This window comes from Streptomyces spiroverticillatus (assembly GCA_014650415.1).
GTDB classification, from domain to species: domain Bacteria; phylum Actinomycetota; class Actinomycetes; order Streptomycetales; family Streptomycetaceae; genus Streptomyces; species Streptomyces spiroverticillatus.
This window is the reverse complement of the sequence record BMUX01000003.1, coordinates 638085-655551: the sequence shown is the minus strand read 5'-3', so window position 1 is coordinate 655551 and position 17467 is coordinate 638085. Positions and strand designations below refer to the sequence as shown.

The 17467-nt window shown below is 71.7% G+C and carries 19 protein-coding genes; 9 read left to right on the top strand and 10 right to left on the bottom strand.

The window, feature by feature from the left end:
• Nucleotides 1–8: 8 nt before the first annotated feature.
• Entirely contained in the window at nucleotides 9–926 is a 918-nt protein-coding gene (locus tag IE269_RS11095; RefSeq protein WP_189822661.1) for a helix-turn-helix transcriptional regulator, read from the top strand.
• Nucleotides 927–1146: 220 nt separating this feature from the next.
• Nucleotides 1147–1842, top strand: a complete 696-nt coding sequence (locus tag IE269_RS11090; protein ID WP_189822660.1) for a sensor domain-containing protein — start codon at nucleotides 1147–1149, stop codon at nucleotides 1840–1842.
• A 161-nt stretch (nucleotides 1843–2003) separates the two neighbouring features.
• On the opposite strand, the gene IE269_RS11085 is transcribed toward IE269_RS11090, so the two are convergent.
• From IE269_RS11085 to wrbA, 3 genes are all read right to left on the bottom strand, one after another.
• Nucleotides 2004–3434 carry an LPXTG cell wall anchor domain-containing protein gene (locus IE269_RS11085; protein WP_189822659.1) on the bottom strand — a complete coding sequence of 477 codons (1431 nt, stop codon included), beginning with the start codon at nucleotides 3432–3434 and terminating at the stop codon, nucleotides 2004–2006.
• 296 nt (nucleotides 3435–3730) lie between these two features.
• Complete coding sequence (locus IE269_RS11080; RefSeq protein ID WP_189822658.1) at nucleotides 3731–4471, bottom strand: aquaporin; 741 nt, start codon at nucleotides 4469–4471, stop codon at nucleotides 3731–3733.
• Nucleotides 4468–5103, bottom strand: a complete 636-nt coding sequence (gene wrbA, locus IE269_RS11075) for an NAD(P)H:quinone oxidoreductase (RefSeq protein WP_189822657.1) — start codon at nucleotides 5101–5103, stop codon at nucleotides 4468–4470. The genes IE269_RS11080 and wrbA overlap by 4 nt, the downstream gene beginning before the upstream one ends.
• 201 nt (nucleotides 5104–5304) lie before the next feature.
• On the opposite strand from wrbA, the gene IE269_RS11070 reads away from it, so the two are divergent.
• Nucleotides 5305–6018: a TetR/AcrR family transcriptional regulator gene (locus tag IE269_RS11070; protein WP_189822656.1), complete on the top strand. Its 714-nt coding sequence runs from the start codon at nucleotides 5305–5307 to the stop codon at nucleotides 6016–6018.
• Between the two features lie 224 nt (nucleotides 6019–6242).
• A complete protein-coding gene (locus IE269_RS11065) occupies nucleotides 6243–7778 on the top strand; it encodes a M28 family metallopeptidase (protein ID WP_189822769.1) in 1536 nt (511 codons plus the stop codon).
• A 95-nt stretch (nucleotides 7779–7873) separates the two neighbouring features.
• Here the strand turns inward: IE269_RS11065 and IE269_RS11060 are convergent, their stop codons facing one another.
• Nucleotides 7874–8782, bottom strand: coding sequence for a LysR family transcriptional regulator (locus tag IE269_RS11060; RefSeq protein WP_189822655.1), 909 nt, complete (start codon nucleotides 8780–8782; stop codon nucleotides 7874–7876).
• 180 nt (nucleotides 8783–8962) lie between these two features.
• On the opposite strand from IE269_RS11060, the gene IE269_RS11055 reads away from it, so the two are divergent.
• Complete coding sequence (locus tag IE269_RS11055; protein WP_189822654.1) at nucleotides 8963–10243, top strand: SGNH/GDSL hydrolase family protein; 1281 nt, start codon at nucleotides 8963–8965, stop codon at nucleotides 10241–10243.
• Between the two features lie 44 nt (nucleotides 10244–10287).
• Here IE269_RS11055 and IE269_RS11050 read toward each other — a convergent pair whose 3' ends face one another.
• The 5 genes from IE269_RS11050 to IE269_RS11030 form a co-directional block, all read right to left on the bottom strand.
• On the bottom strand, nucleotides 10288–10635 hold the full coding sequence (locus IE269_RS11050; RefSeq protein ID WP_189822653.1) for a DoxX family protein: 348 nt from the start codon (nucleotides 10633–10635) through the stop codon (nucleotides 10288–10290).
• A gap of 214 nt (nucleotides 10636–10849) precedes the next feature.
• Nucleotides 10850–11287 (bottom strand): DUF6083 domain-containing protein, encoded by a 438-nt coding sequence (locus IE269_RS11045; protein ID WP_318299651.1) that lies wholly within the window; start codon nucleotides 11285–11287, stop codon nucleotides 10850–10852.
• A gap of 196 nt (nucleotides 11288–11483) precedes the next feature.
• On the bottom strand, nucleotides 11484–12071 hold the full coding sequence (locus IE269_RS11040; RefSeq protein ID WP_189822652.1) for a GNAT family N-acetyltransferase: 588 nt from the start codon (nucleotides 12069–12071) through the stop codon (nucleotides 11484–11486).
• A gap of 131 nt (nucleotides 12072–12202) precedes the next feature.
• A complete protein-coding gene (locus IE269_RS11035) occupies nucleotides 12203–12676 on the bottom strand; it encodes a hypothetical protein (protein WP_189822651.1) in 474 nt (157 codons plus the stop codon).
• 75 nt (nucleotides 12677–12751) lie between these two features.
• The gene (locus tag IE269_RS11030; protein WP_189822650.1) at nucleotides 12752–13510 is read right to left on the bottom strand and encodes a PIG-L deacetylase family protein; all 759 of its coding nucleotides are present in this window, start codon (nucleotides 13508–13510) and stop codon (nucleotides 12752–12754) included.
• A gap of 73 nt (nucleotides 13511–13583) precedes the next feature.
• On the opposite strand from IE269_RS11030, the gene sigJ reads away from it, so the two are divergent.
• Both sigJ and IE269_RS11020 read left to right on the top strand, forming a co-directional pair.
• The gene (sigJ, locus tag IE269_RS11025; RefSeq protein ID WP_189822649.1) at nucleotides 13584–14471 is read left to right on the top strand and encodes an RNA polymerase sigma factor SigJ; all 888 of its coding nucleotides are present in this window, start codon (nucleotides 13584–13586) and stop codon (nucleotides 14469–14471) included.
• 245 nt (nucleotides 14472–14716) lie between these two features.
• Nucleotides 14717–15238, top strand: a complete 522-nt coding sequence (locus tag IE269_RS11020) for a YqeB family protein (protein ID WP_189822648.1) — start codon at nucleotides 14717–14719, stop codon at nucleotides 15236–15238.
• Between the two features lie 30 nt (nucleotides 15239–15268).
• Here IE269_RS11020 and cynR read toward each other — a convergent pair whose 3' ends face one another.
• Nucleotides 15269–16180: a transcriptional regulator CynR gene (gene cynR, locus IE269_RS11015; protein WP_189822647.1), complete on the bottom strand. Its 912-nt coding sequence runs from the start codon at nucleotides 16178–16180 to the stop codon at nucleotides 15269–15271.
• Nucleotides 16181–16327: 147 nt separating this feature from the next.
• Here cynR and IE269_RS11010 point away from each other — a divergent pair, with 147 nt between their 5' ends.
• The gene (locus tag IE269_RS11010; RefSeq protein WP_189822646.1) at nucleotides 16328–16936 is read left to right on the top strand and encodes a carbonic anhydrase; all 609 of its coding nucleotides are present in this window, start codon (nucleotides 16328–16330) and stop codon (nucleotides 16934–16936) included.
• A gap of 47 nt (nucleotides 16937–16983) precedes the next feature.
• A complete protein-coding gene (gene cynS, locus IE269_RS11005; protein WP_189822645.1) occupies nucleotides 16984–17466 on the top strand; it encodes a cyanase in 483 nt (160 codons plus the stop codon).
• The last annotated feature ends 1 nt before the right edge of the window (nucleotide 17467 follow it).

Below are 17467 nucleotides of genomic sequence, written 5' to 3'. Positions count from 1 at the left end.
GTCGGGGCATGGAACTGGAGAGCCTCGGGGCGTACCTCAAGAGCCGTCGGGACCGGGTCACGCCCGTCGACGTCGGACTGCGTACGTACGGAACCGCCCGGCGCGTACCGGGACTCCGGCGGGAGGAGCTGGCCCAGCTCGCCGGGGTGAGCGCCGGGTACTACACACGGCTGGAGCAGAACCAGGCCGGGACGGCTTCCCAGCAGGTGCTGGACGCGCTCGCCCAGGTGCTCCGGCTGGACCGGGACGAGCGGGCCCACCTGCACAATCTCGCCCGGCACCCGGCCGCACCCCGCCTCGTGCGGCCCCGGCCGGAGAAGCCGCACCCGCGGGTGCTGGCGCTGCTGGGGTCGATCGGGGACGCCACGCCCGCGGTGGTGCTGGGCAGGCGCGGCGACGTACTGGACTGGAACAGGACCGGGCACGCGCTGGTCGCCGAGCACGTGGACTTCGAGGCGCCGCGGGATCCGGCGCGGCGGCCGTCGATTCCGCGGTTGTTCTTCCTGGATCCGCTCACGCGGGATCTGTTCGGGAACTGGGAGGCGCTGGCGCGGGCGCACGTGGCGTATCTGCGGTTCACGGCGGGGCGGTATCCGGACGACGCCCGGCTGGCGGAGCTGATCGGTGAACTCACCATGCGGAGCGTGGAGTTCGCCAAGCTGTGGGCGAAGGGGGAGGTCGCGGACTGCACGGTGGGGACGATGGACTTCCGGCATCCGACGGTCGGGGCGCTCTCCGTCGACTACCAGGTGTGGCTCCAGCCGGAGAGCCCCGACCACCGGCTGGAGGTCTACACCCCGAACGACGCGGCGTCGGGCGATGCGCTCCGACTGCTGGCGGGGCAGGCGGCCAGGCCCGACTCCCCCGGCCCGGGTGCGCGGGATCTCGGACGGGTGGAGGCGGCGGGCGCGGGCCGGCTCGACTGACACGGCGCGATCCCGGCGTCCGGGACATGCGGGAGGGGGAAGGGGGGCCGGCGGACGCGGTCCGGGGGCGGACCCATGCGCGGCAGGGGGGCTAGCACCACCCCAGGTCGGGCGGGTCGCCCCATGCCGTTCGGCGGGCGGATTCGGGATCGTATTCCTTGTCAACGAACGTCCACGGACGCGTTGCGACCGTCCCCTCCGCGATGATTCGAGGCCCGAAATGACCGCGTACGCCACCGCCCCCGTCCCCTCCTCCTACACCGCCGCCCGTGAAGTCGGTTTCCTGCGCGGGCCGTTCGCCGGGGCCACCTTCCGCGAGATCGGGTACACGATCACCTCGCTGCCGGTGGCGATCGTCGGGTTCGTGTTCACCGTCGTGCTGTTCTCGGCGGGGGTCGGGCTCGCCGTCACCGTCCTCGGGCTGCCGGTGCTGGCCGCGATGCTCGCCGGGGCGCGGGGGCTCGGGGCCGCCGAGCGCGGGCGGGCCCGGCTCGGGCTGGGGCTCGATGTGGAGGGGCCCGGTCCGGTCGTGGCCGAGCGGTCCGGGTTCTGGGGCGCGATGCGGGCCCGGCTGACGGACGCGGCGGGGTGGAAGGCGCTGCTCTTCCACGTGGTGATGTTCCCGTACCGGATCTTCAGCTTCGTGATGTCGGTGACGTTCCTGCTGGTCGGGTGGGTCGTGGCGCTGCTGCCCGCCTACAACTGGGTCTTCCCGAAGTACGTCGAGGGCTGGGGCGGCTACCGGATCTACGACTTCACCTCGGGCGGCATCCGGCACACGTACGACATCACCTCGCCGCTCCAGCTCGCGGCGGTGTCGCTGGTCGGGTTCGCCGTCGTCTTCCTCACCCCGAAGCTGGTCCGGGCGCTGACCAACGTGGACCGGGCGGCGGTGCGGGGGCTGCTCGGGAAGTGAGTTCCGTACGGACGCGTACAAAAGCGCAGGAACCCCTGGCCACCTCGGCCAGGGGTTCCTGCGTGTACGCCGGTCAAGAAGTCACCGGTCAGAAGTCGTCGCAGGTGGCGCCTGCGAACGGGCCCGTCGTGGTGGCGATCAAGCCCGTCAGGGCTTCACGCTCAGCCCTGCCGGCCCGTCTTGCGGCGACGTACGGCGATCATCGCGCCCGCACCGAGCACGATCGCCGCGCCCGCCGCGAGGGCGAGCTGCGGGGTGCCCTCGGAGCCGGTGGCGGCGAGGTTGCCCGCGTCGGTGGTGACCGGGACGACGGAGGAGTCGCCCTGCGGGGTCTTGACGTTGTCGGTGTTCTTCACGTCGGACGGCTTCGAGTCGTCCACGTTGTCGAGCTTGCTGCCCTCCGGAAGCACCGAGAACGCGTACTCCTTGAGGTCGTTGCGGATGCAGGACTCGGGGTCCTGGATGTAGTCGCCCGAGACGAACGCCAGGCCCTCGGAGGCCGGGGCCTTCTTGTCGACCGCGAGGCGCAGCTTGAGGTCGGCGGACTTGCCGGCCTTCAGGTTGGTGATGGTGCCCGCGAACTCGGCCTCGCCGACGTCCTTCCAGTCGCTGGAGCCCGCGGCGGCGGACTGGAGCTTCAGGAGACCGCCGATGTCCTTGAAGGTGGACTTGTCGTGGCCGTAGACCGCCGCGAACGGCTTGATCTCGGCGAAGTCCTTCTTGGTGCCGTTGGCGACGTGCAGCGTGAACTCCACCGTCGTACCGGCGACGATCTTCGACGGCAGGCCGTTGAGCGTGGTCGCGAGGGCCGCGTCCTTCACGCACTTGTCCGGGTCGAAGGGGGGCTTCGGCTTCGTCGGGTCCGGGTCGGTCGGGTCCGTGCCGGGGTCGGTGCCCGGGTCGGTGCCGGGGTCCGTCCCCGGGTCCGTGCCGGGATCGGTGCCCGGGTCCGGGACCGGGTCGCCGCCGGCCGCGGTCTTCGCGGTCTCGTAGGCGGTGACGGCCTTGTCGTACGCGGACTTCGTGGTCGTCTCGGTGTTCTTGGCCGCGAAGAGCGCGCGGTCCGCGGCGACCCGCTTGTCGGCCAGTTCGTTGGCGGCCTTCTCGTAGGCCGTGATCGCCGTGGTCAGCTCGGTGGCCCGGGTCTTCGCCGTCGTCTCGGCCGCGGCGAGGTCGTCCTTGGCCTTCTTGAGGTCGTCCGCGGAGGGCGTGGCGCCGTCCTTCGACAGTGCGTCGAGGGCGTCCTTCGCCTTCTTCTGCGCCTCGTCGGCCGTGGCCTTCGCCTTCTCCGCCTCGTCGAACTTCTTCTTGGCGTCGGCCGAGGCCTTGACGTACGCGTTGGTGTCGGCCTTCAGTGCCTCGACGGCCTTGTCGGCCTCGATGCGTGTCGTCACGGCCGCGTCGTACAGCTTCTTCGCATCGGCGACGGCCTTCTTGAGCTGGTCCAGGTCGGCCTGGGTCGGCTTCTTCTGGTCCTGCACCTGGCCGGCCGGCACCGTGTCGGCGGCGAACGCGGGCGTGACCGACAGGAGCAGGGCGGGAGTGGTCACGGCGGCGGCGACGGCCGTCGCGAGCATGCGACGTATCTTCACGCGGGCCCTTTTCTGGAAATGGGTTCTCCGGTCGGGAGAGACCTCGAAAGGAGAGGAAGGGGAAGAAGAGGTGGCGTGCCGCTGCGGAGTGCTGTCTCACGCGGACGGCAGCCTCGTGATCGTACGACCGGAGAACGAACCGGAGAAGGGGGATTTCACGCCCCGGGGGGCTTTCTGCCGACAACTGCTTGAACGAACACGGTCATTCGCGACAGTTGCCCACGGGGCGTGTGTTTTCTGTGTGAGGTCTTTCATAGGGCCGCGCGCGCAGCCACTCCGTCGCGCGGGCGGATGCTTCACAGCGCGTGCGGCGGACCCAATGACCGTACACGCGACGGCAGGTGCGTGCCTTCGTGCGGTCGTACGATCCTGAACGCGGCCGCCGCCAGCAGCGCCCCCAGCACCGGCGCCACCAGGTACGCGACCAGGTGCCCGGTCTGCCCCGACCACAGCGCGGGGCCGAACTGGCGGGCCGGGTTGACCGAACCCCCGGTGACCGGGCCGAGCCCGACGATCGCAGCCGCCACGCTCCCGCCCATCAGCAGCGGCAGCGCCCTGGCCAGGCGCGGGGCGATCAGCGCGTACGCGGCGAGCAGCATCATGGCGGCCATCGCGACGGCCTCCAGCGCCAGCACGGTCGTCCCGTTCCAGGACTCCCCCGGCGCCACCGCCGCCGTGTCGGCCATCGGCCCCCACACCGCGCGGCCCAGGCCCATGCCCAGCGCCGAGCCCGCGAGCTGGGCGGCGACGAAGGGCAGCACCGCCCGGCCGGGGAACTCGCGCAGGGCCCACAGGCCGACGGTGACCGCCGGGTTGAGGTGCCCTGCGGTGAAGCGGCGCGCGCCGGGCGACATCACCAGGGCGATGGCGGCGCCGACCGCGAGGGCCACCCCGGCGAGCCGGAGGGTGGCGTCCGGGACGGCGGCGAGGGCCGGGGAGTCCGGGGCGAGCAGCCACCGTACGGCGGTCACGACGAGGAAGAGCAGCGCGGCGGTCAGGACCAACTCGGCCACTGTTTCCCGGAGTTGGCGTCTCACCCCGCACTCTCCTTCGCCTGTGCGCCGACCAGCAGACGGGAGGTGAGGGTGGCGAGGCGCTCGCCCTGGTAGCGGGCGGCGTCGAGGGTCTCGGCGCCCATGTCGCCGCCGGACACGAAGGTCGTGCCGTACGGGTTGCCGCCGGCGGCGGAGACGACGGGGCTGGTGAAGCCGGGCGGGACGATCAGGGTGCCCCAGTGGTACATCGTGTTGTAGAGGGCGAGCAGGGTGGACTCGTTGCCGCCGTGCGGGTTGGACGTCGAGACGAAGCCGGTGACCGGCTTGTCGGTGAAGACGCCGCTCGCCCACAGGCCGCCGGTGCTGTCCAGGAACTGCTTGAGCTGCGAGGAGACGTTTCCGTAGCGGGTGGGGGTGCCGAAGGCGTACGCGTCGGCCCAGCGCAGGTCGTCCAGGGTCGCCACGGGTACGTCGCGGGTGGCGTCGGCGTGGGCGCGCCAGGCGGGGTTGGCGTCGAGGGCGGCGTCGGGGGCGAGTTCGGCGACGCGCAGGAGGCGGACCTCGGCGCCGGTCTTGGCGGCGCCCTCGGCGAGGGCGGCGGCCAGGGCGTGGACGCTGCCGGTGGCGGAGTAGTAGACGACGGCGATCTTGGCGGGGGCGGCGGTGGTGGTCATGGCGGGGCCTCTCCGGAGGGTGTGCGTGCGGTCTGCGTGAGCCGTGCGTGCTGCGTGCGTGCTGCGTGCGTTCCCGTGGACCTCAACCGGATTGCTATCCGCTTGAGTTGACGTCGATGACGTTAAACGGATCGCTATCCGGTTGGCAAGACCCTGTGCAGAGGAAGTGGATAAGTGTCCGGTTCGGGTACGCTCCCGGCCATGAGCGAGCCCGAGAGCGCCCCTGCCGCCCAGCCCTCCGCCGCGCCCCCCTCCGCGCCCGGCGCCCCGGGCGGCCCCGTCGTACCGCCGCTGCCGGGCCGTTCCGTACTGCCGCTGGCGGAGGGGCCGCCGCCCGAGCGGGCCGACGCCGCGCGCAACCGGCGCCGGATTCTGGACGCCGCCGCGCGGATCGTGGCCGAGAAGGGCCCGGCGGCCCTCACCATGAACGCGGTCGCGCACGCCAGCGGCATCGGCGTCGGCACCGTCTACCGGCGGTTCGGGGACGTGCAGAAGCTGCTGTACGCACTCCTCGACGACCGGGAGCAGCAGTTCCAGGAAGCCTTCATGACCGGTCCGCCGCCGCTGGGCCCGGACGCGCTGCCCGCCCCGCCGACCCCGCCGGAGGTGCGGCTGCGGGCCTTCCTGCACGCGCTCGCGGACCGCACGGCCGAGCACGAGGAGATGCTGGTCGCGGCCGACAAGGCGTCACCGCAGGGCAGGTACCACACCGCCGCGTACCTCACGCTGCACACGCACGCCGCGATGCTGGTCGGCCAGATCCGGCCGCAGGCCAACGCGGCCCTGGTGGCGCATCTGCTGCTGGCGACGCTCTCGCCGAGCGTGGTCCAGCACCTGCACGAGTCGCGCGGTGCGACCTCGGACCAGATCAAGGAGGGCCTCGACGAGCTCCTCGCGCTGCACCTGACGGACTGACCTTCAGCCGGGCCTGCGACCCAACTGGTTGCATAAGCGCCCCGGGTGACGCAAGAGCGCCATTCAGCCGTTGTCACGCGCGTCCCGGCACCCCCGTCCGCACACTCGGGCACGTGAGTATTCGGAAAAGCATTCCCAGACGCCCCCGGAATCGCTAACTTCCCCTCACATTTGTTCGCACCGAGAGGACTTCTGTGAACGCTTCATCCCGCAGTCGCAGATCCATGGCCGCCCTGGCGTCCCTGGCGATCGCCACGCCGCTCCTGCTCGCCGCCGCCACCCCGGCGTCCGCGCAGCGCGCCGGCTCCGACCCCGCGAAGGACGCCGCGAAGCTCGCCAAGCAACTGGTGGCGGACTCGTCCGGGCCGGGCGCGTTCCAGCACCTCAAGCAGTTCCAGGCGATAGCGGACTCGGCGGGCGGCAACCGCGCCGCCGGCTCGCTGGGCCACGACGCCTCCGGCGCGTACGTCTTCAGCCTGCTGAAGAACGCCGGGTACGACGTCCACTACGAGAAGTTCAGCTTCGTCTCGATCGCGACGCAGGCGCAGACCCTCAAGGTCGTCTCGCCGACGCCGCGCGATGTGAAGATCATCGCGATGTCGTACACGAAGTCGACTCCGGTCGGTGGCTTGAACGCGCCCCTCGCGGCCGTCCCGCTCGACGACACGACCGGCTGCGAGATCGGCGACTACGCGGCCGGGTTCACCGGCAAGATCGCCCTCATCAAGCGCGGCGGCTGCTCCTTCGCGCAGAAGCAGGCGACCGCGGCGCAGGCCGGTGCGGTCGGCGCGATCATCTACAACAACACCGCGGGCGACCTCAACGGCACCCTGGGCTCCGCCGAGGACGGCAAGCTGCCCACCGGCGGCATCACCCAGGCCGAGGGCGAGGCGCTGGCCGCCGACGTCGCCAAGGGCCCGGTCACGGTCAACCTGGACATCCGCCAGAGCCAGACCACCAAGACCACCCGCAACGTCATCGCGGAGACCAAGGGCGGCAACGCCGCCAACACCGTGATGCTCGGCGCGCACCTGGACTCGGTCGCCGAGGGCCCCGGCATCAACGACAACGGCTCGGGCTCGGCCGGTCTCATCGAGGTCGCCCTCAAGCTCGCCAAGGCCACCAAGAACGGCAAGCAGCCCGCCAACAAGGTGCGCTTCGCCTGGTGGTCCGCGGAGGAGCTGGGCCTGCTCGGCGCCGAGGACTACGTCGCCAAGCTCACCCCGGAGCAGAAGGCGAAGATCAAGCTCTACCTGAACTTCGACATGATCGCCTCGCCGAACTTCGGTCAGTTCGTCTACGACGGCGACAACTCCGACGGCGTCGGCTCGGGCCCCGGCCCGGAGGGCTCCGCCCAGCTGGAGAAGGGGATCAACGACTTCCTCGACAGCAAGAACTTCCCGCACGAGGGCACCGACTTCGACGGCCGCTCCGACTACGGCCCGTTCATCGAGGTCGGCATCCCGTCGGGCGGCACCTTCACGGGCGCCGAGGGCCTCAAGACGGCCGCCCAGGCGGCCAAGTTCGGCGGCACGGCGGGCGTCGCGTACGACAAGTGCTACCACTCGAAGTGCGACGACCTCACCAACATCAACAACAAGGCGCTCGACATCAACGTCGACGTGATCGCGAACGCGGTCGGCACCTACGCCCACGACCTCAGCTCGCTCACCAAGCCGGTCGTCTCCAAGCCGACCACCGGCGGTGACAGCGGCAGCGGCGGCCACGGCGGCCACGGCCACGAGGGCGTGACCAGCTAGTAGCGGCTCCTGCCTGCGGTGTGCGGTGGGGGTACGGGTGCTCAACTGCCCGTACCCCCACCGTTGTTGTTTCACGTGAAACATCCCGAACGGGGTCAGAGGGCCATCGGGCCGCCGTGGGCCGTGACCGCGTCGCGGACGGCTTCGATGTAGGCCTCGGAGCGGGCGGTGGTGGCGCCGGTGCGCCAGACGAGGGCGACGTCGCTGTTGGGGACGTCGGCGAGGGGGACGTAGGCCAGGTCGGGGCGGGCGTAGTAGGTCGCGACGGAGGCGACGACCGGGGAGACGCCCTGGCAGGCGGCGATCATCGAGAGCATTTCCTGGAAGGTGGAGACGTCCTGGCCGCGTTCCAGGACGGATCCGGCGGCGGTGCGGCGCGGGACCTGGGCGTCCCACCAGTAGGCGGGGGCGCCTCCCGTCACGCCGAAGAAGCGCTCCCCTGCGGCGTCCTCCAGGGAGACCGAGTCGCGGTGGGCGAGCGGGTGGTGGCAGGGGACGGCCAGCACCCGGGGCTCGGAGACGACCGTCGGACCGACGGTGAGGTCGGGCTCCTCGACCGGGAGCCTGGTGAAGAGCACCTCGACCTCGCCCGTACGGAGCGGGCCGAGCGGGTCGGCGAACTGCACCTCGCGCATGCGGACCTCGCAGCCGGGGGCGCGCTCGCGGAAGGTGCGCCGGATGTCGCGGGTGAGCTGGCCGGCGCCGGAGCCGAGGAAGCCGACGTTGAGGATGCCGTCGATGCCGCGGGCGGTGGCTTGTGCGCGCTGGAGGACGGCCGTCATTTGGTCGTGCAGGGGCGCCAGTTCGGTGTGGAGCTGGCGGCCGAGCGGGGTCAGGGAGACGCTGCGGCTGGTGCGGTCGAAGAGCGGGGCGCCGATCTTGCGCTCCAGGCGCTTGAGGACTTGGCTGACCCGGGCCTGGGAGACGAGCAGCTTCTCGGCGGTGCGGCCGAAGTGGAGTTCGTCGGCGAGGATCAGGAAGATCTCGGTCTCGTGCCGTTCCATCACGGGTGGGGGCTCCTGCCCGTCACGGGTGGATGCTCCCGAGAGTTGTCGTCGCGCTGGATCGATTGTGCTGGGTTATCGATCGTTGCACGGATCGGCGTTGTTCGGGGTGGCGTTGCGGAGGATCTTTGAGGGGTCCGGTCCGGACGACACTTCCCGAGCAACTCCCTTGGAGGAGCCGTGCTTTCACGTGCCCGTAAGACCGTCCTCGCCGCCTCCGTCGCCCTCGCACTGGGTGCCGGGACGACCGCCGTCGCGCTGGACCGTACGGAGGCCAAGCCCAAGTCCGAGTCCGAGTCCGCTTCAGCGAAGTGGGCCGCCGCCTGGGCCGCCTCGCCGCAGCGGGCGTCCGTGAGCTTCAAGCCCAACTGGTCGGAGGCCGGTTTCGACAACCACACCGTCCGCCAGGTCGTCCGCGTCACCGCCGGCGGGACGCAGGCCCGTATCCGGCTCTCCAACGCGTACGGCACCTCGCCGCTCCAGGTGGAGCGTGCCACGGTCGCCCGTACGGACAAGGGCGCGGCCGTCAGAGCGGGCACGGTGCGTGAACTCGCCTTCGGGGGACGGCGGTCGGCGTCCGTGCCGGCGGGCGGGCAGCTCTCCAGCGACCCGGCCGGGCTGCGGCTGGCGGCCGGTGACCAGGTCTCCGTCACCCTCTACCTCAAGCGCACGACCGGCCCCGCGACCTTCCACGCCCAGTCCTTCACCGACTCCTACCGGGCGAGTGGCGACCACGCCTCGGACGGCTCGGCCGCCGCCTTCACGGAGTCCACCGAGTCCTGGTACTACCTGTCGGGCGTCGACGTCAGCGGTACGCAGCAGCAGCGCAGCGGGGTCGCTCTTTTCGGCGACTCGATCACCGACGGGTTCGCCTCCACCCCGAACGCCGACCGCCGGTACTCCGACGCCCTGGCCGCCCGGCTGAAGTCCCTGGGCAAGCCCCGCCCGGTCCTGAACTCCGGCATCGGCGGCAACCTCGTCCTCAACGACTCCGCCTGGTTCGGGGAGCGGGCCACCAACCGCTTCTCCCGCGACGCCCTCGACCTTCCCGGCGTCGGCACGGTCGTCGTCCTCGAAGGGCTCAACGACATCGGCTTCCAGGAGACCGACCACCCCCTGTACAAGCCCGCACCGAACATCACCGGCCGCGACCTCATCAACGGCCACAAGGAGCTGATCCGCCAGGCCCGCGCGAAGGGCGTCCGGATCGTCGGCGCGACCCTGCTCCCGCTCGGCGGCTCCGACCACTACGGCAAGCGCGCAGCCGCCGCGAGCGACGAGTTCAACCACTGGGTCCGCACCTCGGGGGCTTACGACGCGTACGTCGACTTCGACAAGGCCCTCGCCGACCCGGCCGACCCCGAGCGCCTCCACCCGGCCTTCGACAGCGGCGACCACCTGCACCCCAACGACGCCGGATACCGCGCGATGGCGAACGCCCTCGACCCCGCCTCGCTGTGAACCACCAGCGGTACGGGGTCATGGACCGGGCAGGACCGGCCGGGTCAGGCCGCCAGCCCCAGGGCCAGGGCGCCGACCACCGGCGCGACGTACACCAGCGGGAACGGGATGTGCGCGTACCAACGGGCCCGGACCACGGTGACGACCGCACCCGCGAAGTACAGGACCAGGCCGATCCCGGCAGCGACACCGATCGCCGGGACCGCCAGGCCCACCAGCAGCCCGGCCGCTCCGGCCGCCTTGGCCGCCGCCAGCCACGGCAGCCAGGCCTGGGGGACGCCGTAGTCCTTCATCGGCTCCACGGCCCACTTGGCGCCGAAGGCGGCCGATCCGGCCGAGAAGCCGACCATGACGGCGGCGACGACGGTCACGACTACGTAGGTGGTCGACATGGCGGGGCTCCCGAGGGGGTGTGGTCGAATCCAGTGGTCCGAGGCGGCGTTGGTGCCGCTCCGGCGGGCCGCTCGGCCCGTACACCCCTATGACTCGCGGCGCGGCGCGAGTGTGACCGCCCGGCGGAAAATTCCCGAAGAAACTTTTCGCGGGCCTCGCACAGGGCCTCCCCGAGGCCCCCTCAAGGCACCTCCAAGGCACCCCCGCCCCCCTCTACGCCACCGCCGCCGACCTCGCCGGGCACAGGTCGAAGTGACTGATCCGGCACGTGTCCGTCGGTATCGACGAGCCCAGGTTGACGGCCGTCCCGTCCCCCGCGATCCGCCACCGCTTCCCCGCCGGCACGGAGGCCACCACCCGCTCCCCCGGCTCGATCAGGATCCACTTCCCGCGCACCGTGCGGTGCCACTCGGCGGCCGCACCGCACCGCTTGCAGGACGTGCCCCCGGAAGCGCGCGGGTCGGGCACCGCCCTCAACTGCCGGGCGGCGGAACCCAGTTCGATCGCCGTGCTCGCCAGCACCTCGGCGAGCAGCACCGGCTCCCGGCCGCCGCCGCCCTTCTCGCAGGCCGCGCACACCGCGCGTCCCAGCACCGGGCGCCACCTGCCCTGCGGCCCGCCGCACGCCTCACATCCGTACGAACTGATCATGACCCCCACCCGCAAACCACGTCGATTGCAGCTGACGTAAAGAATGCTTCCACAGGGGTCTGACAATCAGTCCTGGCGACGGAATCACCGCAGTTCAGAGCCCAGACTGCCCCGATAGGCCAACACCACACAGCCGGTCACCCCGGCACCCCACCCACCACTCACCACCCACCACCCACCACCCACCACCCAAGCCTCACCCTCCCGCCCCGACCAGCCCGTGCAGATGCTCGTCGTGCCAGCCGTCCGCATGCAGCAGGGCACTGCGCATGGTCCCCTCCAGTACGAACCCGGCCTTCTCCGCGACCCGGCAGGACGCCGGGTTGTGCACGGAGTGCGTGAGCCGAAGCCGATGCAGCCCGAGCTCCTCCAACGCCCACCGGCCCACCCGCACAACGGCCTCTCCGACGAACCCTCTTCCCCGTGCCGCAGGCAGCAGCCAGTAGGCGATTTCGCCACTGCCCGCACGAAGGACCAGGTCGCCGCACCCGACCAACCCCACCGGACGTTCGTCCCCGGGCGGCACCACCGCCCACACTGCCGCCGTCTCCGCCGCCCAGGAACGCGTCCACCGCGTGACCCTCTCCCGGGCATCCGCCAAGGACACGTCCTTCCCGGGCCGATTCCACCGCTGGATCTCCGGATCGACGGCGGCCTCGACGATCACCTCCGCATCGCCCTCCCGCCAGGGCCGCAGCAGCGTCCCGGAGCCGAGCACCAACACGGGCTGAGTCGTCGCAGCCATCCGCCCGGCGGGGACGACGTCGGGCACAGAAGGAATCATCCACGCATCCTCACAAACCGCCTGGCCCGGCGGGAAGATCAGCAGCCGCGTTCGACGACGAAGGCCGCCCACGCCGCCGTGACGCACCCTTCCTCCCCGTGCTCCCACCTCACGGGCACCAGACCCCGCCCCTACCTCTTCCCGTACTTCTCCCAGGCCGCCTGCCTGCTGATGCCCAGGGCCCTGCCGATGTCGGTCCAGGAGTTGTCGAGGTACGTCGCGCGCAGGGCGGCCTCCCTCGCGAGGGGGGAGAACTCGCCGCCGCCGATGCGGATCAGGTCCAGGGCGGCCAGCGGGCGGTCCTCGTCGATCATCGTGCGCAGGGCGGCGACGACCGCGCGCATGGCGTCGGCCTCGGCCCTGGTGGCGGTGGCGGCCCGGAGGGCGGCGACGTGGTCGCGCTGCCATTCGCGGGCGGCGGCCTCGTCGGCCTCCTGGAGGGGGAACGCGCCCCTTCCCAGGGCGTGTTCGATGTCTCCCTCCCAGCCGCAGGAGCAGGAGGCGGCCGAGCCGGTCGGGAATTTGCTCCCGTCGGGGGCCACGCCCAGCGGGCGGGCGGTGAAGTCGTGTCCGTCCAGGTGGGCGTCGGTGAGCGAGGTGGACATGCGTCAAGGGTTCCTTGCAGTACGTGATCTCGTCAAGGTTTCCTTGCAGCCAACTTCGTTACGGGGAGGCGCCGTTCAGCCCAGCCGGACCTCCGACCACCACTCCCGGCCGAGCAGCGCCGCGAACAGGCCGGTCCGCATGCGCACCAGCGCCCGGAAGGCCCCCGCGCTGCGGCCCGCACCCCAGACCTGGGAGGCGTGCGCCGCGAGGGCGGCCTGTTTGCGGGCGGCGTGGGGGCGCGCGTCGATGGCGTGGGTGATCTGCTCGCGAGGGGTGTGCTCGATGCGGAGCATCGCCGTACGGAAGGTACGGAGGTTTCGGGGGCTGCGCAGGAGCGAGGTGAGGCGGAGGAGGCGGATGGCGGCCGTGCGGGGGATGGCGGTGGTCAAGGTGCGGATGCCACCTGCCAGGTGGGACGCGTGAAGGGCCACCTCGTGGGCGTGGACGTGGTCGCGGTGGCCGTAGCCGCCGCCCGCGTCGTGGGTGAGGAGGAGGTCGGCCTTCTCCTCGCGGAGGATCGCCGCCAGCGCCTCGGCCGCCTCCTGGCGCGGTACGCGTACGAAGCGGGGCCGGTCCGGCGGGTCCGGGTAGAGGTCGCGGCCGTGGCCGCTGTCGGCGTAACCGAGGGTGGTGACGCGGGATGCACCCAACGCCGCGCCGCTGGCGTCGAGTTCGCGCAGGCGCAGGCGTCCCTCCCGTACCGGACCCATCTCGCCGTCCGTCGCCGACACCAGCACCACCCGGTGCCCCTCGGCGGCGGCGCGGGCCAGGGTGCCGCCCGCGTGCAGGACCTCGTCGTCGGGGTGGGCGAAGAAGGCGATGAGGGTGGCCATGCCGGTCATCCTCGCAGAGGGGTGATTAGGCTCGGGGAGACCTGACACCTCGTACCCACTCCGGAGCGGACGCATGGCGGACCAGGCCGAGTTCGAGGAGCACCGCGCGCATCTGCACGCGGTCGCCTACCGCATCACCGGGTCCGTCGCCGACGCGGACGACGCCGTGCAGGAGGCGTGGCTGCGCTGGCACGCGCTGCCCGACGGGACGGCGGAGCACCCGCGTGCGTACCTCACCACCACGATCAGCCGGCTCTGCTACGACCAGTTGACCTCCGCCCGCGCCCGCCGCGAGCGGTACGTCGGGCCGTGGCTGCCGGAGCCGCTGGTCACCGCCCCCGCGGCGGAGGGGCCCGAGGAGCGGGTGACGCTCGACGAGTCGGTCAGCACGGCGATGCTGCTGGTGCTGGAGAGCCTGAGTCCGGCGGAGCGGGTGGCGTTCGTGCTGCACGACGTTTTCGGGGTGCCGTTCCCGGAGATCGCGCAGGCGCTGGACAAGTCGCCCGCCGCCGTACGGCAGTCCGCGTCGACCGCGCGCAAGCACGTACGGGACGCGAAGCCGCGGCGCACGGTCGCGCGGGCCGAGCACCAGCGGGCCGTGGAGGCCTTCCTCGACGCGGTCACCGGGGGCGGCGACCTCGACGCGTTCCTGCGCATCCTCGCGCCGCAGGTGGTCTGGCGCTCGGACGGCGGCGGCATCGTCAGCGCGGCACGGCGGCCGGTCACGGGCGCGGCGAAGGTGGCGGCGCTGGCGCAGGGGATCTACGGGTTCTTCGAGCCCGCGCGGATGCGGATTCTGCGGTACGACGTGAACGGTGCGCCGGGGCTGGTGCTGGATGCGAGGGCGATGGGGTACCGGGGTGCGTTGGCTTTCACGGTGGACGAGGGCGGGCTGATCACCGGGATCGACGTCGTCCTGAACCCGGAGAAGCTCGGTCACCTGGACTTCGACGCGCTGTAGGTGCCCTCCGGGGCCTCGGGCCGCTGCCCGGTGCCGACAGGCCGGCCCCGGGGACGTAACCGATGTACGCACAAAGGAGGACACAGATCCCTCGCGCGTCGGATACCGAAGTCGACACACACCCACCCATCGGCTGACGCCCCCCGCTTCCCCCGTTGGCTAGGCTCGAAACACGAACGGGCACGACCCATGCCCACCATCGGGGGAGCTGCGAAATGAGCCACAACCACCCATCTGAATCAACCGTGTTGGGATACTCCCGCACCCGTCTGCTGCGCATCCTCGTCGGCTTCCCGGCCGTCGGGCTCGGCATCGGCTTCCTGCTGCCGCCGCTCGCCCGCTGGTTCGACGGCTCGGCGACCGGACCGCTGCGCCGCCTCTTCGAAGCGCTCGGCGGCCTGGAGCAGCCCTGGCAGATCGCACTGTGCGCGCTCGTCGCCACCCTGCTCGGCCTGCTCGCGGCGTACGTCGCCGTCGCCGACTCGGCCCGGACGACCGTGACCGGGGCGGCGCTGACCATCGAGCCGCGCGACGGCAAGAAGGCCACGTCGCTGGCCAGGGCGGACGTGGCGGCCGTGTACCTCGACGGCCGGGACCTGGTCGTGCTCGACGCGCACGGCCGCGAGCTGTCGCGCAGCCCGCGCCAGGCCTCGCGGCACGCGCTGAGCCAGGCCCTGCGGACGCACGGCTACCCGTGGCAGGAGTCGCGCCCGGCCCTCGCCGCGCAGGAGCAGTCCCGCACGCCGGTCTCGGCGTCCGTGGCGTAATCACCCCAACCGACAGAAGGGGTACGGGACTTACGCCTCCCCGTACCCCTTCTCCCGCACCCAGCCCGCCACCCGCTCCTCGAACGCCCGCACCGCCGCGCTCCGGTACGCCGCCTCGCGCAGCAGCAGCGCCGCCGTGCGCGACGGCAGCGGGGGCTCGACGGGCACCCGGTGCAGCCGCGCGTCGGCGGCGGCCAGCGGGTCCGGCAGTACGGTCGCCAGCGCGCCCCGGCCGACGACCTCGACCAGGACATTCAGCGAGTTCGCCTCGACGGCGACGGCGGGCCGCACCCCGTACCGCTCGAAGTACGCGTCCAGGTGGCGGCGCGTCGCGAAGTCCTCGCTGAGGAGTGCGAGGTGGGCGGCGGCCAGCTCCTCCAGCGGGAGCGCCCGCGTGTTCTTCGCGTACGGATGAGCGCTCGACCCCACCACCAGCGCCAGCCCCTCCTCGAACAGGGGCCGCGCCGTCACGCCCGTCGCGTGCTCGCCGAGGAAGGCGATGCCGACGTCGATCCGGTCGTCGAGGAGTTCGGTCTCCATGCGGGCCTGCGTCATCTCCCGCACGTCCAGGGAGATCCCCGGGTGCCGGGCGTGGAAGTCCGCGACGAGGGGTCCCATCAGGTACGTCGTGAAGGTCGGCGTCATCGCGACGCGCAGCGTGCCGCGCGACAGGTCGCCGACGTCCAGCACCGCCCGTTCGCCCGCCGCGAGGTCGGTGAGGGCCCTGCGCGCGTACGTCACGTACGCCTCGCCCGCGTCGGTGAGCCGCACTGAGCGGCCCGAACGGTCCAGCAACTGCACCTTCAGCGCCCGCTCCAGCTGCTTGATCTGCTGGGAGAGCGTGGGCTGCGAGATGTGCAGCTCCTCGGCGGCGCGGGTGAAGTTCGCGTGCTCGGCGACGGCGAGGAGATAGCGGAGGTGGCGCAGTTCGAGGGCGGGCATGCACTCGACTATAGATGCCATCTATTGCAGAAAGCGACAGCAACTCTTGGACGCTATAGGTGCAGGTCGTGCAGGGTGGAGCACGTCGGACGGACAGCCCGGCAAACCGGCGCAAAAGCCCCGTCGCACGTCGCAAGGAGTGGTCCCATGCAGGAGATCGCAGCAGGATTCGAGCGCTTCCGGCGCGAGGCCTTCCCGCCCAGAGCTGAGCTCTTCCGGCGGCTGGCCACGACCCACACCCCGAACGCCCTGTTCATCGGCTGTTCGGATGCCCGGGTCGTCCCCGAGCTGATCACCCAGCGCGAACCGGGCGAGCTGTTCGTCATCCGTACGGCGGGCAACCTCGTTCCGCCGCACGGGCAGGGTGCGGACGGCGTCGCCGCCAGCATCGAGTACGCGGTGAACGCCCTCGGCGTCGCCGACATCATCGTCTGCGGCCACTCGGCCTGCGGCGCGATGACCGCGCTCGCCTCCGGCACCGACATGTCGTCCCTCCCCGCCACCGCCGACTGGCTGCGGCACGCGGACGCCTCGCAGGCCCTGCTGGACGCGTCCCAGCAGGGCGAGGAGCGGATCGCCGCGCTGATCCGCTTCAACGTCGCCGCCCAGCTCACCAACCTGCGCACCCACCCCTCGGTGGCCCGCGCCCTGGCCCGCGAGGAGCTCGCCCTGCACGGGTGGGTCTACGACATCGGGTCCGGCGACATCGAAACGGTCGACACGACGACCGGCACCGTCACCCCCCTCACCGCCTGATCCCCCACGCACACGTGCCCCACACGTACAAGAAAGAGGAACCCCCCATGAACAACCTCCACGCCCAGGCCGACCAGAACTCCCGCCAGCAGGTCACCGTCGCCGCCATCGAGGCCAAGACCCGCCGCGACCTGTCCTGGAAGGAGATCGCCGAGCCCACCGGCCTCTCCGTCGCCTTCGTGACCGCCGCCCTCCTCGGCCAGCACCCGCTGCCCGCCGACGCCGCCCGCACGGTCGCCGACCTGCTCGGCCTCGACGACGACGCGGCCCTTCTCCTCCAGACCGTCCCGATGCGCGGCAGCATCGTCGGCAACGGCGGCATCCCGACCGACCCGACCATCTACCGCTTCTACGAGATGCTCCAGGTCTACGGCACCACGCTGAAGGCCCTGGTCCACGAGGAGTTCGGCGACGGGATCATCTCGGCGATCAACTTCAAGCTGGACGTGAAGAAGGTCGCCGACCCCGAGGGCGGCGAGCGGGCCGTCATCACGCTGGACGGCAAGTACCTCCCCACAAAGCCGTTCTAAT